The following is a 24645-nucleotide window of genomic DNA, read 5'->3' as shown; positions in this document are numbered from 1 at the left end:
CTACCGGCCGTGCGCCCCCGTTTGGCGACGACCGCCTGCCGACGCCCTTGCATCGGCAGGACCGGGACAGGCCTTTGCAACAGCCCCTGCCTTCCCGGTACCTGCGAGGTCGCATCGACCGGCCGTAAGAATCGGGGACCGGAAGATGCGACGCGAAAAGGCCCCGCCGAACGGGCGGGGCCATGAACTCAACGACGCAGACCCAGACGCTCGATCAACGATGCGTAGCGCTTGCTGTCCTTGGCCTTGAGGTAGTCGAGCAGACGACGGCGCTGGCCGACCATCTTGAGCAGGCCGCGGCGCGAATGATGATCCTTCGCGTGGCCCTTGAAGTGCTCGGTGAGGTTGGTGATGCGTGTGGTCAGGATCGCGACCTGCACTTCCGGCGAACCGGTGTCGCCTTCACCCTGGGCATACGACTTGATGAGCTCCGCCTTGCGCTCGGCTGTGATCGACATCGGACTCTCCTGAAAACTAGAGGTTGAACACGCGTACCGGCTGAAGGGCCACGCCGTCGGAACGGACGAGAGCCACCAGCTTGCTGCCTGTTTCGGCGCGGACCAGCGCGCCGGACGGCGGTACGTCCCGGGTCAAGAGCACCGGCTGGCCGTGGCGCAGCTGGTTCGCTTGGGTTTCCGTCAGGGCCAGCGCCGGGATGTCGTCCAGCGCGGTCGCGACGGGGGCCAGGGCCCCGAGAAGCGGCGGAATATGCCCGAGGGCCTCCAGTTTGGGAAGCGAAATGGCCGCGTCCTCGCGGAACGGTCCGGCGACGGTCCGACGCAGCGCCGAGAGGTGTCCGACGGTGCCAAGCATCAGCGCCAGATCCCGGCCAAGTGACCGGATATAGGTGCCCTTGCCACAGGCCACCACGAAATCTGCCTGGTCCGCGTCGAGACGGCCCAGCAGCTCGAGGCGGTCGATCCTCACCGTGCGCGGTTTCAACTCGACCGTCGCGCCGGCGCGCGCGAGGTCATAAGCCCGCTTGCCGTCGATTTTCAGCGCCGAGAAGATCGGCGGCATCTGCTCGATGTCGCCCAGGAATCGGGGGAGTGCCTGGCGGATCGCCTCGTCCGCCGGCCGCGCGTCGCTGGTTGCGGTCACCTCGCCTTCGCCGTCCTCCGTCGAGCGCGCCTCGCCGAACCGGAGGGTGAAGCGGTACTCCTTGCGGCCGTCCATGACGAACGGGACGGTCTTGGTCGCTTCGCCCAGGGCGATCGGCAACACACCGGTGGCGAGCGGATCGAGCGTGCCGCCGTGGCCGGCCTTCTCGGCCGAGAACAGCCAGCGCACGCGCCCGACCGCCGTGGTCGAGCCCATGCCCAGCGGCTTGTCGAGCACGACCCAGCCGTCGATCTTGTTCTTCGGTCGCTTCATGATTCAACGCTGGGAGCGCGGGTCTCCAGACCCGCTCGGATTCATCAGCGGGTCTGGAGACCCACGCTCCCAGCCTCACTCCTCTTCGATGTCGCGCGCCACGTCGGGACGGCGCAGGAGGGCGCCGATCTTGTCGGCCTCGTCGAAGGTGCGGTCGAGCTGGAAGCGAATCTCGGGGGCGCTTCGCAGACCCGCCTTCTCGCTCACCCGGGCACGGAACCACGGCGCCGCGCGCCGCAAGGCGGAGAGCAGCCGATCGGTGTCCTTGCCGCCGAGCGGCATCACGAAAGCGATCGCATTGCGCAGATCGGGGCTGACATCGACCGACGTCACCGTGATCGTCGCATCGCGCAGATCCGGATCGCGCATGTTGCCGCGCTCGAGGAGCTCCGCGAGCAGGTGGCGAATCTCCTCGCCGACGCGGAGCTGCCGCTGGCCAGGGGCGCGATTTTCTTTTTCAGGGGCGTGACGCCGGGGCATGGCGTGTTCCTCATCGTCTCGTGGACTGCGCCTCCTGCGCGCTCATGAGCTCGAGCGCGCAGGAGGCGCAGTTCGGAAGAGCAAGGCGCGCCACGTGTGTGGCGCGCTGCCAGCCTTTACAGGGTCGGCTTGACCTCTTCGACGTCGAAGCACTCGATCACGTCGCCGACCTTCATGTCGTCGTAGTTCTCGAACGCCATGCCGCACTCGAAGCCGTGCTGGACCTCGCGGACCTCGTCCTTGAAGCGGCGCAGGGTCTTCAGCGTGCCTTCGTGGATCACGACATTGTCGCGCAGCAGGCGGACCTTGGCGCCGCGCTTGACGATGCCTTCCGTGACCATGCAGCCCGCGACATTGCCGGTCTTGGTGATGCGGAAGATCTCGCGGATCTGCGCATTGCCGAGGAAGGTCTCCTTGTAGGTCGGATCGACGAGGCCGAGCATCAGCGCCTCGATGTCCTCGGTGACCTTGTAGATGATGCTGTAGTAGCGGATGTCGATCTTGTCGCGCTTGGCGATCTCACGGGCCTGCGGGTTCGCCCGCACGTTGAAGCCGATGATCAATGCGCCCGACGCCTTGGCGAGCGTCAGGTCGGCCTCGCTGATTCCGCCCACGCCGCTCAGCACGACGCGGGTCGCCACCTTTTCGGTCGACAGCCGCGAGATCGCGCCCGCGAGTGCCTCGGCCGAGCCCTGCACGTCGGCCTTGATCAGCACCGGCAGTTCCTTGGCCGTACCCTCGCGGATGCCCTTCATCATCTCTTCCAGCGTGCCGCGGCCACCGGCGACGCGGGCAAGCTGGGCCTGGCGGTCGCGACGGACGCGGAAGTCGGCGATCTCGCGCGCACGCGCCTCGCTCTCCACGACATGGAACTCATCGCCTGCCTGCGGCGTGCCGTCGAGGCCCAGGATCTCCACGGGGAATGCAGGCCCCGCCGACTCCACCACCTGGGCGTGATCGTCGACCAGGCGACGCACACGACCCCACACCGCGCCGGCGACGAGGACGTCGCCGACTTTCAGCGTGCCGCGCTGGACCAGCACGGTCGCGACCGAGCCACGGCCCGGATCGAGCTTGGCCTCGACCACGACGCCGTCGGCAGCGCGATCGGGATTGGCCTTGAGGTCGAGCAGCTCGGCCTGCAGCAGGATCGCTTCCTCGAGCTTGTCGAGGTTCATCCTCTTCGTGGCCGAGACCTCGATCGACTGCACCTCGCCGCCCAGCTCCTCGACCTGGATCTCGTCCCGCAGCAGCTCGTTACGCACGCGGCTGGGATCGGCGCCCTCCTTGTCCATCTTGTTGATGGCCACGATGATCGGCACGCCGGCCGCCTTCGCGTGGGCGATCGCCTCCCTGGTCTGGGGCATGACACCGTCGTCCCCCGCGACCACCAGCACCACGATGTCCGTCACCTTGGCGCCGCGGGCGCGCATGGCGGTGAACGCCTCGTGACCCGGCGTGTCGAGGAAGGTGATCTTCTGGCCCGAGGTCAGCGACACCTGGTAGGCGCCGATGTGCTGGGTGATCCCACCCGCTTCGCCGCCTGCCACATCCGTGGCGCGCAGTGCGTCGAGCAGCGAGGTCTTGCCGTGGTCGACGTGGCCCATGATGGTGACCACCGGCGGCCGCGCGACCCGCTTGTCGTCGGCATCGGCGGCATCGACCAGACCGGTCTCGACGTCACCTTCGGTGACGCGCTTGAACCGGTGACCCATCTCGGTCACCACCAGCTCGGCGGTATCGGGATCGATCACCTGGTTGATGGTGGCCATCACACCCATGCCCATCAGCGTCTTGATCACGTCGGCGCCGCGCTCCGACATGCGGGCGGCGAGTTCCTGGACCGTGATGGTCTCGGGAATGGTGACCTCGCGATAGACCTTCTGCTGCGGCTCGTTGGACGCATCGCGGCGACGCTCACGCTCCAGGCGGCGGCGCTGCTGCGCCACCGACCGGCTGCGGAAATCGTTCTCGCCCTCGACCGCGCGACCCACGTCGATCTTGTCGGAGCGGCGCTTCGGTCCCTCGCGGCGCGCACCCGGCGCTGCCGCCGGACGCTTGGGCGGGGCCAGGGGCGGGCGTGCCGGTGGACGACGCAGCGCGCCGGTGCCAGCACCTGCGCCGGCGGCCGGCGGCGGCGACCCCGGCGGGCGGCGCACGATGGTCGGACCGCCCGGATTCGGGGTCGACAGCGTCGGCCGCGCCGCGCCGATCTCCTCGACCTGCCGAGCCATCGGCGTCTGCGGCGCCGCGCCTGCCTGGTCCATGCGCTTCTGGACGAGCGCATCGGCCTTGCGCTTGATCTCGTCCTCGGTCTTCTTGCGCGCCTCTTCCTCGGCGAGGCGCTTCCTGTGCTCCTCTTCGGCCGCGGACCGCAGCTTCTCCTCGGCCTCGCGACGCTTGGCCTCCTCGGCCGCGCGCTGGCGCGCGATCTCGGCGTCCCGGTTGGCGTCGACCAGGGCCCGGGCGCGGGCGATCTTCTCCTCTTCCGTCAGCGTGCGCAGCACGATGCCGCGACCACCGGACTGGCCCGGACGGTTCGACGAGCCCGACCGCGGAGGCGCGGACGGCGACGAGGAGCGCTGCGACGTCGGGGCGGGCGCGGAACCACCGCCCGACCGAAAGCCGGGACGAGCGGGCGGCGCCGGTGCACGGCCCGACGGTGCGGGCGACGATGCGCGGACGGGCGGCGCGGGGGCGCGGACGGGCGGCGCGGGCGCGCGGACGGGCGGCGCGGGAGCGCGGACGGATGGCGCGGGCGCTGCAGTCGCCACCGGAGCGGGCGCAGGGGCTGGGGCTAATGCCGGGGCCGGCGGTGCCGGAGCGGGCGTCGGCGCGGCTGCCGCCGGCGCGACTGCTATCGGTGCCGGCGCGGGAGCCGGCACCACGACGGGAGCGGGGGCAGGAGCCGGCGCAGGGGCGACAGGCTGCTGAACGGGCACGGCGGCAGCAGCCGCTGCTTTCGCGGCGGCGGCGGCGGCCGCAGCAGCAGCAGCAGCATCGGCAGCAGCAACGGCGGCTGCAGCAGCAGCTGAAATTGGAGCCGATGGCGCAGCCGCTGCCGGTGTCGGGCGCTTGATCGGCTTCTTGACCTCGACCGTGACCGCGCGCGTGCGTCCATGCGAGAACTTCTGGCGCACCTGCGTCTCGCCGCCCTTCGACACTGCCGCGCCGGTACGCGCCGTGGTCGACAGGGTCAGCGGCTTGGTCGGCTTGGTCGTTTCTTTCTGTTCGGTCATACGCTTCTTGTCCTTGCTCCGCTTCGGCCCGTCAACCGGCGCCGTTCGAGCGATAGCCGCGCCAACGCGCCGCCCCACCCGCAATTCGTTGAATGAACTGGCCCGACGCATCGTCGCGCGCCACGGCCACATAGACGGCCCGATCGCGCCCGAACACGCCGCCCAGGGCAGCCGCATCGCCCAGGCGCTCGATCGGCAAGCCTGTCGCCTCGAGCTTGGCCAGGCCGTCGCCGTCCGCCTCGCTCGCCACGATCAGCAGCCCTGCCCGGTGCCGGCCGATCATCTGCTCGACCCGGACGAAGCCCGCCACGGCACGGCCCGCACGGCGCGCACGGCTCAGATCCTCGAGCACCCGCCCCAGCAACAACATCTCGACCCGATCCGGCAGGTCGGCCGCCGCCTTGACCGCGGCGCGTGCCGCCCGGGCGAACGCCTTGCGGGCGATCGCCTGCTCCAGCACCGCCCGCTCGGCCCGCAGCCACATCCCGCGCCCCGGAAGACGTCGCGCCAGATCGGGCACGACGTCGCCGTCCGGCCCGACGACGAAGCGGATCATCCGCTCCGGCGCAGCCGTCCCGCCGGTCACGATGCAGGTGCGCAGCCGACCGGGAACGGCGTCGACCGGGGCTTCTGGGGCCGTCGGTTCGGGGGTCATGGCGAGTGCCATGGTCAAGCGGTCTGTCTCCTTCTCTTCTTCAGGCCTTGGCCGCCTCGTCCGAGGCAGCTTCCTCGGCCGGGAACCAATGCTCGCGCGCCTTCATGATGATGGCGTTGGCGGTGTCGGCATCCATGGCGCTCTCGCCCACGATCTCGCGCAGCTCGTCCGAGGCCAGGTCGCCCAGGTCGTCGAGCGACTTCACGCCCTTGTCGCCCAGTGCCACCAGCATCGGCAGGGTGAGCCCCTCCATGCCGCGCACCTCCTCGCTCATGCCCAGCTCTCCCAGCCGGTTGGCGAGCTCGGCGTCGCGCCGTTCGATGAATTCCCGCGCTCGGCGCTGCAGCTCGCTGGCAATGTCCTCGTCGAAGCCTTCGACGGTCTGCAGATCCTCGACCGCGGAGTCGGAGATATCCTCGACCGCGGCGTAGCCTTCGGCCACGAGGAGATGGGCAATGACGTCGTCGACATCAAGCGCTTCCTTGAACAGCTCGGTGCGCTCGCGCGTCTCCTTCTGGCGACGCTCGCTCTCCTCGGCCTCGGTCATGATGTCGATCTCCCAGCCGGTGAGCTGCGAGGCGAGCTTGACGTTCTGGCCGCGGCGGCCGATCGCCAGGCTGAGCTGGTCGTCGGGCACCACGACCTCGGCCTTGGTGGTCTCCTCGTCCATCAGCACCTTGCTGACTTCCGCCGGCGCCAGCGCATTGACGATGAAATTCGCGACCTCGGGCGACCACGGGATGATGTCGACCTTCTCGCCCTGCAGCTCCTGCACGACGGCCTGGACCCTGCTGCCGCGCATGCCGACGCAGGCGCCGATCGGGTCGATCGAGCTGTCGTGGGAGAGCACGGCGATCTTGGCGCGGCTGCCCGGATCGCGCGCCACTGCCTTGATCTCGATGATGCCGTCGTAGATCTCCGGCACTTCCTGGGTGAACAGCTTGGCCATGAACTGAGGATGGCTGCGCGACAGGAAGATCTGCGGGCCGCGCGGCTCCTCGCGCACGTCGAAGATGTAGGCGCGCACTCTATCGTTCACGCGCAGGCTCTCGCGCGGGATCGTCTCGTCGCGGCGGATCACGCCTTCGGCGCGCTGCAGGTCGACGGTGATGTTGCCGTAGTCGACGCGCTTGACCACACCGGACACGATCTCGCCGACGCGATCCTTGAATTCCTCGTACTGCCGCTTGCGCTCGCTCTCGCGCATGCGCTGGGTGATCACCTGCTTGGCGGTCTGGGCGGCGACGCGGCCGAAGTCGATCGGCGGCAGCTCATCAGTCAGGAAGTCGCCGACCTGGGCCTCGGGATTGCGGCGCTGGGCCTCGACGACGGAAACCTGCGTGTTCTCGTTCTCGATCGGCTCGGCGACCTGCATGTAGCGCAGCAGCTTGATCTCGCCGGTCTTGCGGTCGATCTCGGCACGGATGTCGTGCTCCAACCCGTACTTGGCGCGGCCCGACTTCTGGATGGCCTGCTCCATCGCCTCGAGCACTTCCTCGCGCTCGATGCCCTTTTCGCGGGCGACCATGTCGGCCACCTGGAGCATCTCCATGCGCGGGATATCGGCAGTCGTTGCCATGATTGTCTTCCTCTCGCTTCCTTATTCTCAATGTGCCTGTTCCGCGCCTTCCTGGGCGCGGCGGTGTTCGTCGAGCAATGCGTCGGTCAATTCGAGCTTGGCGCGGGACACGATGGACAGCGGCACGAGCGCCTCCTTGCCGTCCTCGAGCTTCAGCCGTACCGCGCCGTTCTCCAGTCCAAGGAGCATGCCCTTGAAGCGGCGCTTGCCTTCGACGGGCTCCAGCGTCTCCACGCGGGCGATGTGCCCAGCCCAGCGGACATAGTCCTTCTCGCGCGTGAGCGGCCGGTCGATTCCGGGCGAGCTCACCTCCAGCGTATAGGCGCCGGGAATCGGATCCTCGACATCGAGCACCGCCGAGAGGGCGCGCGAGACGTTCGCGCAATCCTCGACATCCATCGGCCGGCCGTCGGCGGGCTCGATCATGATCTGCAAGGTGCCGCCCCCCCGGCTCATCGCGACACGAACCACCTCGAAGCCCATGCCGACGATGGTCGGGGCGACGATGTCTTCGATGCGACGCAGGATATCGGTCACTAAGGGCGATTCTCGAGGCTTTGGGCGAACGGAAGGCCGACAAATGAAAAGAGCGGGTTTTCGGCCCACTCTTTTTGTTTGGCTCGTCCCGCGAACCCGATGAGGATGGGCGCGGATATAGGCGCAGTTGCGCCGGCTGGCAAGCATTTCCCGGCATTCGCCCGCACTTCCTGGTGATTTCCGAAAACCGCCAGCCGCTGTCGCTGCACCGTGCCAAATTCCGCGGTGATGGAAACCAACAAGCGTTACCACGGCTGGTGGGTCGTCTTCTGCTCCTTCGTCATCGCCCTCTATGGGTGGGGGCTCGGCTTCTACGGGCTCAGCCTCTATCTGGTCGCTCTCCAAAAAGCGCAGGGCTGGTCGCCGGCCACGATCTCCTCGGCCGTCACCTTCTACTACATCGCCGGCGCCTTCCTCGTGATGCAGGTCGGCGATGTCATCCACAAACGCGGTGCACGACCGGTGGTGATCGCGGGCGCGGGTCTGATGGGCGTGGGAGTGCTCTGCCTCACCGTCATCGACCGGCCGTGGCAGCTCTATCTCGCCTTCCTGCTCATGATCCCGGGCTGGGCGGCGATGGGCGGCGGCTCGATCAACACCATCATCGCGCAATGGTTCAACCGGCGGCGCGGGCTGGCCGCCAGCCTGGCCCTGAACGGCGCCACCTGCGGCGGGCTGCTGTTCGCGCCGGCCTTCGCCTGGGCGATCGATACGCTGGGCTTCGCAACGGCCTGCATGGCCGCCGTCGCTTTCGTGCTGGCGACGCTGTGGCCGCTTGCGCTGTTCGCGCTGCGGCCGCGCCGTGACGGCGAGCATGACGCGGGCGACGAACCGAGCGCCGCGCACGACATCGGCGGCGAGCCAATGAGCCGCGGTCAGCTCCTGCGCGAGCCCCGCTACCTCACGATGGTCGGCGCCTTCTCGCTGGGGCTGCTGGCCCAGATCAGCTTCATCTCCCACCAGGTCGCCTATCTCGAGCCGACGCTCGGCCTGAAGGGCGCGGGCTGGGCGGTGAGCGCGACCTCGCTGTCGGCGCTGGTCGGCCGGCTCGCGGTCGGGCTGGTGATCGATCGGGTCGATCGCCGTGCCGCCAGCGCCGCGGTGCTCTGCGTGCAGGTCAGCGCGATGATCGTGCTGCTGTCGAGCGAGTCGCTGTTCGGGCTCTATCTCGGCTGCGTCCTGTTCGGCTTCGGCGTCGGCAACCTGATCACCCTGCCGGGCCTGATCGTGCAGCAGGAATTCCCGCGTCGCGATTTCGCCCGCGCCGTCAGCCTGAACGTCGCGATCAACCAGCTCGTCGCCGCGACGGGGCCGTCGATCCTGGGCGTGCTGCACGACCTGTCGGGCAGCTACCGCACCTCGCTGATGGTCTGCCTCGCCCTGCAGCTCGCGGCGGCGATCCTGGTGCTGTTCCGGCCGCGTGGCGCGGTCAGAGACGCCTGAAGCGCGTCAGACGCGCCGGAAGCGGAGAAACACGGGCTTGTGCCCGGCAAGCATCTTCTGTTCGTAGCGCGTCGGCGGCCAGTCGTCCGGTCGGCTCCGCCAGTCGGCCGGGCGTTCAGCAAGCCACATGAAGGCCGGATGGGTGCAGGCATGCTCGACCATCCACGGCAGGTAGCTCGGATCGTCGGTCGCCAGCCGCAGCTCCGAGCCGGGCTTCAGCAGGCGCGCCAGAATGTCGAGCGTGTCGCGTTGGACGAAGCGCCGCTTGTGGTGACGCGTCTTGGGCCACGGATCGGGAAACAGGACGAAGGCGCGCGACAGTGACTGGTCGGGCAGCGCGCCCATCACCAGCCGTGCATCGTCGGTGAAGAGGCGCACGTTGCCGACGCCCGTGCGTTCGATATGCGCGAGGCACTTGGCGACGCCGTTCATGTAGGGCTCGCAGCCGATCAGCCCGACGTCGGGATGCTGCTCGGCCTGCCACACCAGATGCTCGCCGGCGCCGAAGCCGACCTCGAGCCAAATCTCGCACGCGCCGCCGAACAGGGCCGCCGGGTCGATCTTCTGGGGCTCCGGCGGGACGGAAACCAGAAGCCTGGGCAGCAGCGTATCGAGCAGCGCCTCCTGGCCGGCCCGCAGCTTCTTGCCGCGGCGGCGGCCGTAGAGGGTGCGCTGACGCTCCTCGCTCACATGATCACGTCGATCAGGTACGGGCCCTTCTGCGACATGGCGTAGGTCAGCTGCTTGGTCAGCTCCTCGAGATCGTGCGCCTTGCCGCCGGGAACACCCATGCCCTTGGCGAGGTCGGTGAACTGCAAGGTTGGCCGGTCGAGCGTCAGCATGTCGATGGCGCGCGGGCCGGGATTGGCGGCGCCGACATCGGCAAGCTGGCTGTAGAGGATGTTGTAGGAGCGGTTCGAGAAGATCATCACGCAGACGTCGAGGTTCTCGCGCGCCATCGTCCACAACGACTGGATCGTGTACATCGCCGAGCCGTCGCCGATCATGCAGATGACCTTGCGGCCCGGGCAGGCGACCGCGGCGCCGACCGCGACCGGCCCGCCGAAGCCGATCGAGCCGCCCATGTTGTTCAGCCAGTCGTGCGGTGGCGCGCCGGCGCTGAACGGGAAAAAGCCGCGCCCCGTGGTAACCGATTCGTCGACCACGATCGCGCCTTCCGGCATCGTTGCTCCCAGCGCCTGGCCGAGACCGTCGAGCGTGAACTTGCCCTTCGGCCGCTCCGGCCGATGCGGCTGGGCAACGCCTGCCGCCGTCTCGTTCATTGCGTCGAGCTCCATCGCCAGCGCCTCGAGCGAGGCCAGCGGATCGCCCTCGACGGGGCAAAGAGTCATGGTCTCGCAGCCGTCCGGCGTCAGCACAGACGGCTTGCCCGGATAGGCGAAAAAGGCGAAGGGCGCCTTGGCGCCGCACAGCACCATCTGCTCGGTGCCCTTGAGCTGGGCCTGCGCCGCCTCGATCACGAAATGCAGGCGCAGCACCGGCACACGCCCTGCGCCGCGTTCGATACGCGCGGTGCCGCCCGCGCCCTGGACCTTGCAGCCGGTCTTCGCCGCGATCTTGCCGGCGAGCTCGAGCCCGCGCGCCCGCAGCGCGCGGCCGCCGATGAACAGCATCGCGTTCGGCTTCTTCAGTGCCTTGGCCGCAGCCACCACGGTTTCCTGGCTCGGCTTCTCGGGAGCGGGCGTCGCCGGCGTCTCGGCCGGGCCGTCGGCCTCGGTCCAGGCCGTGTCGGCGGGCAGGATCAGCGTCGCGATCTGGCCCGGCGCCACCCGCGCGGCCTGGATGGCAAGCGCGCCGTCGCCGGCCACGGTCTTGGAGGTCGGTGACGTCTTGACCCAATGCGAGAACGGCCGGGCGATGCCCTCGATGTCGGCGGTCAGCGGCGTGTCGTACTTGATATGATAGAGCGCGTGCTCGCCCACGATATTGACGACGCCGGAGCCCGCCTTCTTGGCGTTGTGCAGGTTGGCTGCGGCATTGGCGAGGCCCGGCCCGAGATGCAGCAAGGTCGAGGCGGGCTTGTCCGTCATGCGGTAATAGCCGTCGGCCGCGCCCGAGCAGACGCCTTCGAACAGGCCAAGGACGCAGCGCATGCCCTCGACCCGGTCGAGCGCGCCGACGAAGTGCATTTCCGACGTGCCGGGATTGGCGAAGCACACCTCGACGCCGCCCTTCACCAGGGTCCGAACCAGACTTTCCGCACCGTTCATTGCCGCAGCTCCCCGCCGCTCGGGTTGAAATTGGGCCGCCACCCTAAGCCGTAGCCCGGCATGAAGCCACGCCGATTCAGGACAGGATTTCGCGCTGGGCTGGAGACGCCCGGTTTCCGTGCATTGGTCGTCCTGTCGCGTTGCCAATGCCGTCCCGGCTGCCGAGAGTCACGTGATATGAAGAGCCGCGTATTCCTTCTCGCCGCCGCACTGCTGTCGCTTGCGCTGCCGGCTCTGGCCCAGGAGCTCCGGATCGGGCTGAAGACCGAGCCGAGCTCGCTCGACCCACAGTACCACAATCTCGGTCCCAACAATCAGATCGCCCAGCACCTGTTCGATCCGCTGGTCGCCAAGGATGCGCAGCAGCGGCCGGTCCCGGCGCTGGCACTGTCGTGGAAGGCGGTCGGCGACACGGTGTGGGAGTTCAAGCTGCGACCTGGGGTGACGTTCAGCGACGGCTCGCCCTTCACCGCCCAGGACGTCGCCTTCACCTTCGATCGCGCGGCCAAGGTGCCGAACAGCCCCTCGCCCTTCACCCTGATCACGCGCCAGGTGACGCGGCTGGAGATCGTCGATCCGCTCACCCTGCGCCTCTCGACCGCCTCGCCCGCGCCGCTGCTGCCGCTCGACCTCTCCGGCCTGCCGATCCTGTCGCACACCGCCGCGGCCGGCGCGGCGCCGGAAGGCAGGACGACGGCGGAGCTCAACCGCGGCGAGGGGCTGGTCGGCACCGGGCCGTTCAGGTTCGTCGACTGGAAACGCGGCGGCGACCTGGTGCTGGCGCGCAACGACGCCTACTGGGGACCGAGGCCCACGTGGGAGAAGGTGACGTTCCGGCCGCTGACCAACGCCGCCTCGCGCCTCGCCGCGCTGCTGGCCGGCGACGTCGACCTGATCGAGGACCCGCCGACCGCCGACCTGCCCAGGCTCAGGCAGGAACCGAAGCTCGCCCTCGCCGAGGCGGTGTCGAGCAGGGTCATCTATATCGCGCTCGACCACTTCGCCGAGCCGTCGCCCGGCATCCCCGACGCCGACGGCAAGAACCCGCTGAAGGACAAGGCCGTACGCCAGGCGCTGAGCCAGGCGATCGACCGCAAGGCGATCGTCGACAGGATCATGGAAGGCGTCGCCCTGCCCGCCGGCGACTTCCTCCCGTCGCCCGCATTCGGCACCTCGAAGGACACCGGTCCCGACAGTTTCGATCCCGCCGCCGCCCGTATGCTGCTGGCCGGCGCGGGCTATCCCAACGGCTTCTCGATCACGCTGGGCACGCCCAACGGCCGCTACATCAACGACCTCAAGGTGGCGCAGGCGGTGGCATCGATGTGGAGCCGCATCGGCGTCAGGACCGAGGTCGAGGCGACGGCGCCGCCGGTCTTCTTCAAGAACCGCGACGAGTTCAAGTACAGCGCCTACCTTTCCGGCTGGGGCAGCGATTCGGGCGAGATGTCCAACCCGCTGCGTGCGCTGGTCGCCACGCCCAACCGCGAGAAGGGCATGGGTGGCACCAACCGCGGCCGCTATTCCAATCCCGCGATGGACGCGAGGCTGGAAGAGGCGATGCGCACCGTCGACGACGCCCGGCGCGAGGCGCTGCTGCAGGAGGCAAGCCGGCTGGTGATCGCCGACTACGGCGTGCTGCCGCTGCACTTCGAGCTGTCGGTCTGGGCGATGCGCCGCGACCTCGCCTATGCCGGCCGCGCCGACCAGGCGACGCTGGCGCAATTCGTCCAGCCGAGGGCCGCGCCGTAAGAGGCCGAGTTGGCCGGCAAGATCGACGCTGGCCCGCGAAAGCGCCGTGTCGATGCCTCGAGGCGGTGGCAGATCGGTCGGAACTGTCGCAGACTCCGGCCGGCGCCCCTCGTCAAGGCCAGCATTCGCCCAGGACGTCCTCATCATGTCACGCTGGATTCGATCAATGACGTTGCTGCTCCTCTGGCGAGGGATGTTCATCGTGGGCTTCTTGGTGCCGGCGACGGGCTCCGCTGCCGATCCGGCCACGATCGCCATAGCGATGCGGCTCGACAACATCTCGGGATTTTCGACCCGGGAGAAGACCTTCTCGGTGGATGGCACCCTCTGGCTGTCCTACAGCGACGAACTGGCTGGCGCGCTGGACGCGCGCAACATCAAGCCGATCGACCTCATCCTGTTCCAGAACCGCCTCAATCCGTGGGACTCGACGATCGATCAGCTTACCCACGGGCACGCCAGGCTGGCGAGCGGCAGGCAGTACAGTGGGTATCAGTTTGCCGCCACGTTCTACGCCAACGAAATCGACTACCAGCACTTTCCCTTCGGTGGAATAACGCTGTCCGTCGTCGTCGAGCCGAGGGTCGGAGCTGCCGAGCTGCTTGGCCGCGAGCTTCGAGTAGCGGTCGTCCCAGATGGCGCCGAACTCGGGTCGCGCGCCGGGCTGAGTGGTTATGATCTCGATCGGTGGGCCTTCGTGGATGAGGCCTACAAGCGCAGCACGAAGATCGTCGGGGGAGCCGCGGCCACCGAAAGCCGCGCCGTCTTCAACGTTTACTACACCGCAAACAACTATGCGGCAGCGGTGAAATGGGTTCTGCCATTGACGGTCGTGATGCTTATCATGCTGTTGACGCCGTCGCTGAGCGGCTCACTGGTATCCGAACGGCTTGCCGTACCGCCTACGATCCTGCTCACCATTGCGCTCATGCAGCAGAGCTATCGCGAGAACCTCCCCTCGGTTCCCTACCTCACCTTTCTGGACAAGCTCTATGCCTATTCCTTCGTCGTCACGCTCGCCTTCTTCCTGAGCTTCATCTGGGCCGCCAATGCACAGCGCGCCTCATCTCGAACCGATGACGTTGGGCAAGCCGGCAGAAGAAGCCGCGTCGACCTGGCAACGCAGGCACTCACACTGGTCGGTTACATCCTGATCGTTGCGATATCGGCATAGGGTACCCATCGCATCGAAGCCCCTCTCCGGACGAGCCGCTGGAGCCCGCCTCTCGCGCCGTGGGATCGGGACTATGCGGCCGCGTCGCCCAGCTCGACCTGCACGAGGTTGACCCAGTAGGCCGCGCCGGTCGTCAGGATCTCGTCGCTGAAATCGTAGAGCGGCGAATGGACGTTCTGACAGCCGCCTTCGCCCGTGCCGCCGTTGCCGATCATGATGTACGCCCCGGGCTTCTTCTCGAGCATGAAGGCGAAGTCCTCGGCACCGGCGAGCGGCGCGGCGCTGGCATTGACGTTCTCGCGACCGACGGTCAGCGCCGCCGCCTGGACCGCGATCCGGGTTTGGTCGACCGCGTTGACCAGCGCCGGGTAGCGGCGATGGTACTTCGAGATCGCCTCGCAGCCGCCCGCCCGGGCGATGCCGTCGGCGACCTCGGCCAGGCGGCGCTGCAGCAGGTCGCGCACCTCGGCCGAGAAGCTGCGCGCGGTGCCCTTCACCAACACCTCGGACGGGATGACGTTGGGCGAGCCCGGCGTGCCGGCATGGATGTGGCCGACGCTGAGCACCGCCGGCTGGGTCGAGACGACATTGCGGCCGATGATGCCTTGCACCGCGACGATGAACTGCGCCGCGACATAGGTCGGGTCGGTGCCGCGGTCGGGCATGGCGCCGTGCCCGCCGGTGCCCTTGAAGGTCACCTCCCAGCTGTCCGACGAGGCGAGCATCGGACCGGTGCGGATGGCGAAGTGGCCCTTCTCGTAGCCCGGCATGTTGTGCATGCCGTAGACGGCGTCGCAGTTGAACCTGTCGAACAGCCCTTCCTCGATCATCACCCGCGCCCCGCCGAGACCCTCCTCGGCCGGCTGGAAAATGAAATGCACGGTGCCGGCGAAGTCCGGCTCGGCGGCGAGGTGCCTGGCCGCGCCCAGCAGCATGGTGGTATGGCCGTCATGACCACACGCGTGCATCTTGTTGGGAATCGACGAGGCGTAGTCGAAGTCGTTCTTTTCCTGCAGGTGCAGCGCATCCATGTCGGCGCGCAAGCCGATCGTCTTCTGGCCCGGCCGCGTGCCCTTGAGCGTGCCGACCACGCCGGTGGTGGCGAGGCCGCGATGGATCTCGATGCCCCACGAGGTCAGCTTGTCGGCGACGATCTGGGCCGTGCGCGTCTCCTCGAAGGCGGTCTCCGGGTGGCGATGAATGTCGCGTCGGATGGCGGTCAGCTCGGCCGCGAGGCCAGCCAGACGGTCGGGGGTGATATGGGTCATGGCCGGAGACTAGCCCCCGCCGCCAGGCCTTGCCATAAGACTGCGACACCAGCGTAGGAGGAAGTGGGATGAGCAGGATCGGCACGCTTGCCGCCGCCGCGGCGAGCGCCCTGGTATTGATGAGCCTGTCGGCAGCGGCACAGGAACTCAAGATCGGGATCAAGACGGAACCAAGCTCGCTCGACCCGCAGTTCCATACGCTCAATCCCAACATCCAGGTGGCGCAGCATTTCTTCGACGCGCTGGTCAAGCAGGATGCCAGCCTCAAGCCGCAGCCGGCGCTTGCCCTGTCGTGGAAGCCGATCGGCGACACGACCTGGGAGATCAAGCTGCGCCCCGGCGTCAAGTTCCATGACGGCTCGGATTTCACCGCCGAGGACGTCGTGTTCACCTACGAGCGGGTGCCCAAGGTGCCCAACAGTCCCGGGCCCTACACGATCTACACGCGCTCGATGAAGAGCTTCGAGATCGTCGATCCGCTGACGTTGCGCATCCACACCAACGGCCCCGCGCCGCTGCTGCCGCTCGATCTCGCCGCCCTGCCGATCCTGTCGAAAAAGGCGATGGCGGGCCCGGCGGCCGAAGGCAAGACCTCGGCCGAGCTCAATGCCGGCAACGGCCTGGTCGGCACCGGCCCGTTCAAGTTCGTCGAATGGCAGCGCGGCAGCCGCATCGTCGGCGAGCGCAACGACAGCTACTGGGGAGAGAAGCCGGCGTGGTCGAAGGTGATCCTGCGGCCGCTCAGCAACAACACCGCGCGCGTCGCCGCGCTGCTGTCGGGCGACGTCGATCTGATCGAGGATCCGCCGACGACCGACCTCGCCAAGCTCAAGACCGATCCGAAGATCCATCTCGATCGCGCCATATCCAATCGCGTGATCTACATTCATCTCGACCAGCACGGCGAGCCGCCGATCGCCATTCCCGACACCAACGGCAAGAACCCGCTGCTCGACAAGCGGGTGCGCGAGGCGTTGTCGATCGCGATCGATCGCAAGGGCATCGCCGACAAGATCATGGAAGGCGTCGCGGTGCCGGCCGGCGACCTGCTGCCCTATCCGATGGGCGGGACGAGGAAGGACACGCCGGTCGACCCGTACGATCAGGCGAAGGCCAAGACGCTGCTGGCCGAGGCGGGTTATCCCAACGGCTTCTCGATCACGCTCGGCACACCGAACGGCCGCTACATCAACGACCTCAAGATCGCCCAGGCGGTCGCCGCGATGTGGACCCGCATCGGCGTCAAGACCGAGGTCGATGCCGCCGCGCCGCCCGTGTTCTTCAAGAACCGCGACAGCTTCAAGTACTCGGCCTACATGGCGGGCTGGGGCGCCAGCACCGGCGAACTCAGCAACGCGCTGAAAGCGCTGCTTGCCACGCCGGACCGTCCGAAGGGCATGGGCACGACCAATTCCGGCCGCTACTCGAACAAGGCGATGGATGCCAAGCTCGAGGAGGCGCTGGTCACCGTCGACGACGCCAAGCGCGAGGCGCTGCTGGCCGAAGCGAGCAAGATCGCGATCCAGCAGGACCACGGCCTGATCCCGATCCACTTCGAGCTCTCGGTGTGGGCGATGAAGAAGGGGCTCACCTACGAAGGCCGAGCCGACCAGAACACGCTCGCCGTCGGCGTGAAGCCGGCGAAATAGCCATGTCTTCGCTGGGAGCGCGGCTCTCCAGAGCCGCTCTTTGGATGTCGAAGACCGAAGAAAGAGCGGCTCTGGAGAGCCGCGCTCCCAGCAAATGATCGTCTACATCATCCGCCGGCTGATGCAGGCGGGGCTGGTCATGATCGTGATGTCGGCGCTCGTCTTCGCCGGCATCTACCTGATCGGCGATCCGGTCGCGATGATGATCAGCCCGGATGCCAGCGAGCTCGAGCGCGAGGCGGTGCGCAAGACGCTCGGCCTCGACCTGCCGATGTGGCAGCAATATCTCGTGTTCATGAACGACGCTATCCACGGCAATTTCGGCAAGAGCTTCCTCGCCGGCCAGCCCGCGATGGGGCTGATCTTCGAGCGCTTCCCCGCAACGCTCGAGCTCGCCTTCGCCTCGCTGGTGCTGTCGCTCGCGATCGGCTTGCCGATGGGCGTCTATGCCGGGCTGCGGCCCCACACGCCGGGCTCCAAGGCGATCATGACGGGCTCGATCCTGGGCTTCTCGCTGCCCAACTTCTGGGTCGGGCTGATGCTGATCATGGTCTTCGCCGTGCTGCTGCCCGACCTCATACCTTGGTGGCCCCGCCTGCCCGCGTCGGGCCGCGGCGCGACCGTCGATGTGCTGGGCGTCAAGCTCTCCTTCCTCACCGCTGACGGGCTGCTTCACCTGCTGCTGCCGGCGATCACCCTCTCGCTCTACAAGGGCGCGCTGATCGTGCGCCTGGCCCGCGCCACCGCGCGCGAAGTGCTGCCGATGGACTATGTGAAGTTCGCCCGTGCCAAGGGCCTGAGCGAAAGCCGCATCGTCGGCGTGCACGTGCTGAAGAACATCATGATCCCGATCGCCACGGTGAGCGGGCTGGAGTTCGGCCAGACCGTCGCCTTCGCCGTGGTCACCGAGACGATCTTCTCCTGGCCGGGCGTCGGCAAGCTGCTGATCGATTCGATCCTGCTGCTCGACCGCCCCGTGGTCGTGGCCTACCTGGTGGTCATCGTCTTCTTCTTCGTGCTGCTGAACCTCGCTGTCGACCTGCTCTATTCGGTGCTCGACCCGCGGGTTCGCCTCGAAGGCCGCGGCTCATGACCGACGCCGCGCTCGATCCGGTCGCCGCCGCACCGGTGCAGTCGCCGTTCCGCCGCGTCGTCTCGGACTTCTGCGAGAATCGCCTCGCGGTGTTTGGCCTCGTGCTCGTGCTGCTGTCGGCCTTCGTCGCGCTGTTCGCGCCGTGGATCTCGCCGCAGAACCCGTTCGACATCGGCGCGCTCGACCTGCTCGATGCCAAGTCGCCGCCCGGCACCGTGTCGGGCGACGGCAGGATGACCTACTGGCTGGGCACCGACGGCCAGGCGCGCGATATGATGTCGGCGATCTTCTACGGCATGCGGATCAGCCTGATGGTCGGCTCGGTCTCGGTGGTGGCTGCGCTGGCGATCGGCATCGTGGTCGGTCTCGTCGCTGCCTACGCCGGTGGCAAGCTCGATGCGTTCCTGATGCGCGTCGTCGACATCATGCTGTCCTTTCCCGCGATCCTGGTGGCGTTGATCCTTCTGTCCATCCTGGGCAAGGGCATCGACAAGGTGCTGGTCGCGCTGATCCTGGTGCAATGGGCCTACTTCGCACGTGCCGCCCGCAGCGCTGCCCTCGTCGAGCGCAACAAGGAATATGTCGAGGCAGCGACCTGCCTCGCGCTGCCGGCATGGCGCATCGTGTTCCGCCACATGCTGCCCAACTGCATGCCCTCGCTGATCGTGATCGCCACCATCACCTTGGCGCGCGCCATCGCCCTCGAGGCGACGCTGTCCTTCCTCGGCGTCGGCGTGCCGGTGACCCAGCCGTCGCTCGGCATGCTGATCTCCAACGGCTTCGAATTCCTGCTCTCAGGCAGCTACTGGATCAGCTTCTTCCCCGGCGTGGCGCTGGCCATCGCCATCATCGGCATCAACCTCGCCGGCGACCATCTGCGCGACGTGCTCAACCCGCGGAACCTGCGATGAGCGCGACGCTCAGCGTCCGCGACCTGCGCACGCATTTCTTCACCAAGGAAGGCGTCGCCAAGGCGGTCGACGGCGTCGATTTCGAGGTGGCCCCGGGGGAGATCCTGGGGTTGGTCGGCGAATCCGGATCGGGCAAGACCGTGACCGGTTTTTCAATCCTGGGCCTGATCGATCCGCCGGGCCGTATCGTCGTGGGCAGCTCGATCCGTCTCGGGGGCGAGGAGCTGACCACCGCATCGCCGGAGCGCCTCCGCGCCGTCCGCGGCGCAGAGGTCGCGATGATCTTCCAGGACCCGATGATGACCCTCAATCCGGTCCTTCGGGTCGATACCCAGATGATCGAGACGGTCCAGGCGCATTCGAACGTGAGCCGCGCCGAGGCGCTGGCGCGGTCGCGCGCCGCGCTGGTGCAGGTCGGCATCGCCTCGCCCGACGAGCGGCTGCGCGCCTATCCGCACCAGTTCTCCGGCGGCATGCGCCAGCGGGTGGCGATCGCCATCGCGCTGCTGCACAAGCCAAAGCTGATCGTGGCCGACGAGCCGACCACGGCGCTCGACGTCACGATCCAGGGCCAGATCCTGTTCGAGGCCCAGCGCTTGTGCCGCGAGTCGGGCACGGCGATGATCTGGGTGACCCACGATCTCGCGGTGGTGGCCGGCCTCGCCGACCGCATCGCCGTGATGTACGCTGGCCGCATCGTCGAGACCGGCAGCACGGCCGACGTGATCGAGCGGCCGATGCATCCCTACACCAAGGGGCTGATCGGCTCGGTGCCGTCGCAGAACACGCGCGGCCACAAACTCACCCAGATCCCCGGCATGACGCCGTCGCTGCTCAAGCTGCCGCGCGGCTGCGCCTTCAAGGCGCGTTGCCCGATCGCGATCGACAAGTGCAACGAGATGCCAGCGCTGGAGGAGCACCAGCCCGGCCATTGGGCGCGCTGCTGGCGTGCCGCGGCCTGAAACGGAGGTGGAGATGCTTGCAAGACGTTCCTCGTTGATCGCCGGCATGGTTGCGCTGGTCGCCGGCCCGGCGGCCTTCGGCCAAACGCCCGAGGTGGCGCAGCTGCGCGACGAGCTGATGGCGCTCGAAAAGGGAAGCTGGGATTTCATGCGCGACCGCAACTTCGACGGCATGCGCAACTTCCTGGCCGACGATGCGCTGCTGATCTTCGGCGACGGCACACGCTTCAACAAGCGGCAGATGATGGAGCTGATGGCCGACTACACGATGGTCGGCGACATCAAGATCGAGCCGACCTTTGCGGTGCGCATGCTGACTCCGGACGTGGCAACGCTGCTCTATCGCGTCACCTACACGAGCTCCTACAAGGGCTCGCCGCCCACGACGCTCAAGGTTCTGTCGTCCAGCGTCTACGTCAAGCGCAACGGCAAATGGCTGAGCGTGCTGTACCAGGAAACGCCGCTCAAATGACGGCAGCGGGAGGTCCTATCCTCTCCCTGCGCGGCATCACCAAGCGCTTCGTCCAGCGCGTCGATCTCGCCGGCAGGATCGCCAATGCCTTTGGCGCCGGCGTGCGCGAGACGGTCGTGCAGGCCGTGTCCGACGTCGATCTCGACGTCGGCGAGGGCGAGGTCGTCGGCCTGGTGGGCGAATCGGGCTGCGGCAAGAGCACGCTCGGCCGCATCGTGGCCGGTATCCTGCCGCAGACTGCGGGCGCCATGCTGTGGCGTGGCCAGGATGTCGCCGCGATGGGCACGAGCGACAGGCAGGCCTGGCAGCTCGCCGTGCAGATGATCTTCCAGGACCCGTTCGCCTCGCTCAATCCGCGGCTGCGCGTGTCGGAGATCGTCGGCGAGGCGCCGAGGGTGCATGGGATGGTCGCGCGCAATCGCCAGGCCGAGTACGTCGCCGAGACGCTGCTCCAGGTCGGCCTCGACCCGATCTATGCGAGCCGATACCCGCACCAGTTCTCCGGCGGCCAGCGCCAGCGGGTGGGCATCGCCCGCGCGCTGGCGGTGAAGCCCGCCTTCATCGTCTGCGACGAAGCGGTGGCAGCGCTCGACGTCTCGATCCAGGCGCAGGTGCTGAACCTGTTCATGGAGCTGCGCCAGCGGCTCGGCCTCACCTATCTTTTCATCAGCCACAATCTCGCGGTCGTCGAGCATCTCTCCGACCGGGTGGCGATCATGTATCTCGGCCGCCTGGTCGAGATCGCACCGGCAGACGAGCTGTTCGCCCATCCCAACCATCCCTATACCCAGGCCCTGCTGGCCGAGGTGCCCAAGCTCGAGGCGCACCAGCGCACCTACAAGCCGATCGCCGGCGAGCTGCCCTCGCCGCTCGACCCGCCGCCCGGCTGCGCCTTTCACCCCCGCTGTCCGCACGCCTTCGATCGCTGCAAGATCGAACGCCCCGCGATCCGGGAAGTCGCGCCGGGCCATATGAGCGCCTGCCACCTGAACGACCGGTAGTGGCTGGGCATTGAAGGATATCCCAGCGATAATTAACTTCGGGGCGCAAGGAGGCGGACATGCAGCTTACGGCCGTTCTTATTCCTGATCCTGAGGGCGGTTACACGGCCTCCAATCCAGAAACCGGCACAACGTCCCAGGGAGAGACGATCGATGAGGCGGTAGCCAATCTTCGCGAGGCTACGGAACTCTTTCTCGAAGAGTTCCCGCTTCCGGCTCGCGGGCGATCGTTGATCACGACGTTCGAAGTGGCCGTCAATGCCTAGTCTACCGCGCGCTTCGGGGCGGGAAGTCATTCGCGCGCTCGAAAAGCTCGGCTTTACGGTAAGACGCCAACGCGGAAGCCATGTGATCCTCAGTCGCGGGTCCGTCGGATGCGTGGTGCCAGATCACAAGGAACTCAAGACCGGCACCCTGAACGGGGTGCTAAAGCAGGCTGGCGTTGCAGTGGAAGACTTCCTGACGGCGCTCAGGTAGTCCCTGAGCGCCTACTCCGTCCCGCATTCGCCGTGGCCGGCGGAAAGAGGTAGGGTGAGCTTCGGTCCATACAGGGTCGAGGGGAACTCGCATGACCTATAGGCTTTGGTGGACCGTCGGCTATGTCTGCACCACCGAGAAGGAATTCAAGGCCGCCAAGCACAGGCTCCTGCCGGCGGCCTATGAGGCGCTCGACGATGCCTTGCGCCGGGCCAATCAGGTTTTTCGTGCCGGCGGCGTCGCCTGGCTGATCGAGGGCGACGACAAGACCCGCCTGGATCGCCGCGCCATCGAGTCGACGCTTGCCAAGCGATCGACGGAGCTCGCGGTGCAGCCCGTCGGCCGGTGACGGCTGGCGGATGACAGAGATCATCCGACGCGCTAATCCAGCGCCGCGATGATCCTTTTTCCCGCGATCGACCTCAAGGACGGCAAGTGCGTGCGCTTGCTGCGTGGCGACATGGCGCGCGCCACGGTGTTCAATGACAGCCCGGCGGCCCAGGCCAAAGCGTTCGCGCACGCCGGCTGCGAATGGCTGCATCTGGTCGATCTCAACGGCGCGGTCGAGGGCCATCCGGTCAATCGTGCGGCGGTGGTCGAGATCCTGGAGGCGGTCGAGGTGCCGACCCAGCTCGGGGGCGGCATCCGCACCATCGAGAGCATTGCCCAGTGGTTCGACGCCGGGGTGAAGCGGGTCATCCTGGGCACCGTTGCGGTCAAGGAGCCGGGGCTGGTCAAGGCTGCCTGCAAGCAGTGGCCGGGCCAGGTCGCAGTCGGCATCGATGCGCGGGACGGCATCGTCGCGGTCGACGGCTGGACCAGGCAGAGCACGGTGCGCGCGCTCGACCTGGCGCTACGCTTCGAGGATGCCGGCGTCGCCGCCATCATCTACACGGACATCGACCGCGACGGCGCGATGGGCGGCGTCAATATCGACGCGACGATCACCCTCGCCCAGCACCTCACCACGCCGGTCATCGCCTCGGGCGGGGTCAGCTCGCTCGACGACCTGCGTGAGCTGAAGCCGACCGAGGAGCACGGCATCATCGGCGCCATCGTTGGCCGCGCCCTCTATGACGGCCGGGTGACGGTGCCCGATGCCATCCGCGTGCTGAAGGGCGAGTGATGCTCAAGGTCCGCATCATCCCCTGCCTCGACGTCAAGGACGGCCGCGTGGTCAAGGGCGTGCAGTTCGTCGACCTGCGCGATGCCGGCGACCCGGTCGAGCAAGCTCGGGTCTACGACGCCGCCGGCGCCGACGAGCTCACCTTCCTCGACATCACCGCCAGCCACGAGAATCGAGATACGATCCTCGACGTGGTCGGCCGCACCGCGGAGCAGTGCTTCATGCCGCTGACGGTGGGCGGTGGCGTACGAACGATCGAGGATATCCGCCGCCTCCTGCTGGCCGGCGCCGACAAGGTCGCGATCAACTCCGCCGCCGTGACCCGCCCGGAGTTCGTGCGCGAGGCCGCCACGAAATACGGCGACCAGTGCATCGTCGTGTCGATCGACGCACGCCAGACCTCGCCGGGAAAATGGGAAGTCTTCACGGTGGGCGGGCGCAAGGGCACCGGGCTCGACGCCATCGACTGGGCGCGGCGCATGACCGACCACGGTGCGGGCGAGATACTGATCACCTCGATGGACAATGACGGCACCAAGTCGGGCTTCGACCTCGCCCTCACGCGGGCAGTGTCGGACGCGGTGACGGTGCCGGTCGTGGCCTCGGGCGGCGTCGGCACGCTCGACGACCTTGTCGACGGAGTCATCAAGGGCGGCGCATCTGCCGTGCTCGCCGCGTCGATCTTCCATTTCGGTGAGTTCACAATTGCGCAGGCCAAGGAACATTTGGCACAAGCAGGCGTTCCCATCCGGCAAATCTCGCGCACGGCGTGATTTTGGCGTAGAGTGGGTCTCTGCGCCCATCCAAGAGGCGCTACAGAGTACCCCTCAATGGCCAAGAAGAAGAAAGCCAGCAAGAATGCGCTCAAGAAGAGCGAGCAGAACGGCAGCGCCGCCGGAGAGCACGTGCTCGACCGGCTGTATGAGGTAATCGACAGCCGCAAGGGCGCCGACCCCAACACCTCCTATACCGCCCGCCTGTTCAGCCGCGGCCGCCAGCAGATCGCCAAGAAGCTCGGCGAAGAGGCTGTCGAGACGTTGATCGAAGGCATTCGCGGCGACAAGCCCAAGCTCGTGGGCGAGAGCGCCGACATGCTTTATCATCTGCTGACGCTCTGGGCGTCGGTCGGTGTCCAGCCGGCCGCCATATGGGCGGAACTGGCGCGGCGCGAGGGTCTGTCGGGCATTGCGGAGAAGGCCGGGCGGAAGCAGAAATAGCGGCC

Annotated in this window: 25 protein-coding genes; 15 read left to right on the top strand and 10 right to left on the bottom strand. The window is 67.6% G+C overall.

The features are described from left to right. Positions 1-188 precede the first annotated feature (188 nt). The 7 genes from rpsO to rimP form a co-directional block, all read right to left on the bottom strand. Positions 189-458 (bottom strand): 30S ribosomal protein S15, encoded by a 270-nt coding sequence (gene rpsO, locus ACQY8M_RS06580; RefSeq protein WP_428670087.1) that lies wholly within the window; start codon positions 456-458, stop codon positions 189-191. Positions 459-474: 16 nt separating this feature from the next. After that, positions 475-1374, bottom strand: coding sequence for a tRNA pseudouridine(55) synthase TruB (gene truB / locus ACQY8M_RS06575; protein ID WP_428670085.1), 900 nt, complete (start codon positions 1372-1374; stop codon positions 475-477). A gap of 75 nt (positions 1375-1449) precedes the next feature. After that, a complete protein-coding gene (gene rbfA, locus ACQY8M_RS06570; RefSeq protein WP_428670083.1) occupies positions 1450-1854 on the bottom strand; it encodes a 30S ribosome-binding factor RbfA in 405 nt (134 codons plus the stop codon). Positions 1855-1970: 116 nt separating this feature from the next. After that, positions 1971-5093 (bottom strand): translation initiation factor IF-2, encoded by a 3123-nt coding sequence (gene infB / locus ACQY8M_RS06565; RefSeq protein WP_428670081.1) that lies wholly within the window; start codon positions 5091-5093, stop codon positions 1971-1973. A 31-nt stretch (positions 5094-5124) separates the two neighbouring features. Then, positions 5125-5760 (bottom strand): RNA-binding protein, encoded by a 636-nt coding sequence (locus ACQY8M_RS06560; RefSeq protein ID WP_428675320.1) that lies wholly within the window; start codon positions 5758-5760, stop codon positions 5125-5127. 28 nt (positions 5761-5788) lie between these two features. Then, entirely contained in the window at positions 5789-7327 is a 1539-nt protein-coding gene (gene nusA, locus ACQY8M_RS06555) for a transcription termination factor NusA (protein WP_428670079.1), read from the bottom strand. A 27-nt stretch (positions 7328-7354) separates the two neighbouring features. Then, entirely contained in the window at positions 7355-7864 is a 510-nt protein-coding gene (gene rimP / locus ACQY8M_RS06550; protein ID WP_428670077.1) for a ribosome maturation factor RimP, read from the bottom strand. A 228-nt stretch (positions 7865-8092) separates the two neighbouring features. Between rimP and ACQY8M_RS06545 the strand changes: the two genes are divergently transcribed. Further along, positions 8093-9307 carry an MFS transporter gene (locus tag ACQY8M_RS06545; RefSeq protein ID WP_428670075.1) on the top strand — a complete coding sequence of 405 codons (1215 nt, stop codon included), beginning with the start codon at positions 8093-8095 and terminating at the stop codon, positions 9305-9307. Positions 9308-9313: 6 nt separating this feature from the next. Here the strand turns inward: ACQY8M_RS06545 and trmB are convergent, their stop codons facing one another. Together trmB and ACQY8M_RS06535 are read right to left on the bottom strand one after the other, a co-directional pair. Further along, complete coding sequence (gene trmB / locus ACQY8M_RS06540) at positions 9314-9997, bottom strand: tRNA (guanosine(46)-N7)-methyltransferase TrmB (protein ID WP_428670073.1); 684 nt, start codon at positions 9995-9997, stop codon at positions 9314-9316. Beyond that, positions 9994-11538, bottom strand: a complete 1545-nt coding sequence (locus tag ACQY8M_RS06535) for an acetolactate synthase large subunit (RefSeq protein WP_428670071.1) — start codon at positions 11536-11538, stop codon at positions 9994-9996. The genes trmB and ACQY8M_RS06535 overlap by 4 nt, the downstream gene beginning before the upstream one ends. Positions 11539-11715: 177 nt before the next feature. Between ACQY8M_RS06535 and ACQY8M_RS06530 the strand changes: the two genes are divergently transcribed. Next, positions 11716-13290: an ABC transporter substrate-binding protein gene (locus ACQY8M_RS06530; protein ID WP_428670069.1), complete on the top strand. Its 1575-nt coding sequence runs from the start codon at positions 11716-11718 to the stop codon at positions 13288-13290. A gap of 166 nt (positions 13291-13456) precedes the next feature. Further along, positions 13457-14464: a hypothetical protein gene (locus tag ACQY8M_RS06525; protein ID WP_428670067.1), complete on the top strand. Its 1008-nt coding sequence runs from the start codon at positions 13457-13459 to the stop codon at positions 14462-14464. Between the two features lie 71 nt (positions 14465-14535). Here ACQY8M_RS06525 and ACQY8M_RS06520 read toward each other — a convergent pair whose 3' ends face one another. Then, positions 14536-15732: a M20 aminoacylase family protein gene (locus tag ACQY8M_RS06520; RefSeq protein WP_428670065.1), complete on the bottom strand. Its 1197-nt coding sequence runs from the start codon at positions 15730-15732 to the stop codon at positions 14536-14538. Positions 15733-15800: 68 nt separating this feature from the next. Between ACQY8M_RS06520 and ACQY8M_RS06515 the strand changes: the two genes are divergently transcribed. The 12 genes from ACQY8M_RS06515 (at position 15801) to ACQY8M_RS06460 (ending at position 24640) form a co-directional block, all read left to right on the top strand. Next, the gene (locus ACQY8M_RS06515; protein ID WP_428670063.1) at positions 15801-17381 is read left to right on the top strand and encodes an ABC transporter substrate-binding protein; all 1581 of its coding nucleotides are present in this window, start codon (positions 15801-15803) and stop codon (positions 17379-17381) included. Between the two features lie 94 nt (positions 17382-17475). After that, positions 17476-18474, top strand: a complete 999-nt coding sequence (locus ACQY8M_RS06510; protein WP_428670061.1) for an ABC transporter permease — start codon at positions 17476-17478, stop codon at positions 18472-18474. Further along, positions 18471-19385, top strand: a complete 915-nt coding sequence (locus ACQY8M_RS06505) for an ABC transporter permease (RefSeq protein ID WP_428670059.1) — start codon at positions 18471-18473, stop codon at positions 19383-19385. Before ACQY8M_RS06510 ends, ACQY8M_RS06505 begins: the two co-directional genes overlap by 4 nt. Then, positions 19382-20347, top strand: coding sequence for an ABC transporter ATP-binding protein (locus ACQY8M_RS06500; RefSeq protein ID WP_428670057.1), 966 nt, complete (start codon positions 19382-19384; stop codon positions 20345-20347). Before ACQY8M_RS06505 ends, ACQY8M_RS06500 begins: the two co-directional genes overlap by 4 nt. Before the next feature lie 13 nt (positions 20348-20360). Next, complete coding sequence (locus tag ACQY8M_RS06495; protein WP_428670055.1) at positions 20361-20819, top strand: nuclear transport factor 2 family protein; 459 nt, start codon at positions 20361-20363, stop codon at positions 20817-20819. Beyond that, positions 20816-21820, top strand: a complete 1005-nt coding sequence (locus ACQY8M_RS06490; RefSeq protein WP_428670053.1) for an ABC transporter ATP-binding protein — start codon at positions 20816-20818, stop codon at positions 21818-21820. The genes ACQY8M_RS06495 and ACQY8M_RS06490 overlap by 4 nt, the downstream gene beginning before the upstream one ends. 59 nt (positions 21821-21879) lie before the next feature. Beyond that, complete coding sequence (locus ACQY8M_RS06485) at positions 21880-22086, top strand: type II toxin-antitoxin system HicB family antitoxin (protein ID WP_428670051.1); 207 nt, start codon at positions 21880-21882, stop codon at positions 22084-22086. Beyond that, on the top strand, positions 22079-22297 hold the full coding sequence (locus tag ACQY8M_RS06480; RefSeq protein ID WP_428670049.1) for a type II toxin-antitoxin system HicA family toxin: 219 nt from the start codon (positions 22079-22081) through the stop codon (positions 22295-22297). The genes ACQY8M_RS06485 and ACQY8M_RS06480 overlap by 8 nt, the downstream gene beginning before the upstream one ends. Positions 22298-22388: 91 nt before the next feature. Then, positions 22389-22646 (top strand): hypothetical protein, encoded by a 258-nt coding sequence (locus ACQY8M_RS06475; protein WP_428670047.1) that lies wholly within the window; start codon positions 22389-22391, stop codon positions 22644-22646. Between the two features lie 48 nt (positions 22647-22694). Continuing rightward, the gene (gene hisA / locus ACQY8M_RS06470) at positions 22695-23423 is read left to right on the top strand and encodes a 1-(5-phosphoribosyl)-5-[(5-phosphoribosylamino)methylideneamino]imidazole-4-carboxamide isomerase (RefSeq protein ID WP_428670045.1); all 729 of its coding nucleotides are present in this window, start codon (positions 22695-22697) and stop codon (positions 23421-23423) included. Then, positions 23423-24196, top strand: coding sequence for an imidazole glycerol phosphate synthase subunit HisF (hisF, locus tag ACQY8M_RS06465; RefSeq protein ID WP_428670043.1), 774 nt, complete (start codon positions 23423-23425; stop codon positions 24194-24196). Before hisA ends, hisF begins: the two co-directional genes overlap by 1 nt. Before the next feature lie 57 nt (positions 24197-24253). Beyond that, a complete protein-coding gene (locus ACQY8M_RS06460) occupies positions 24254-24640 on the top strand; it encodes a phosphoribosyl-ATP diphosphatase (RefSeq protein WP_428670041.1) in 387 nt (128 codons plus the stop codon). The last annotated feature ends 5 nt before the right edge of the window (positions 24641-24645 follow it).

The organism is Reyranella sp. (assembly GCF_965279465.1).
GTDB lineage: Bacteria > Pseudomonadota > Alphaproteobacteria > Reyranellales > Reyranellaceae > Reyranella.
Note: the sequence above shows the minus strand (reverse complement) of the source record. Positions and strands in the feature narration are given on the sequence as shown.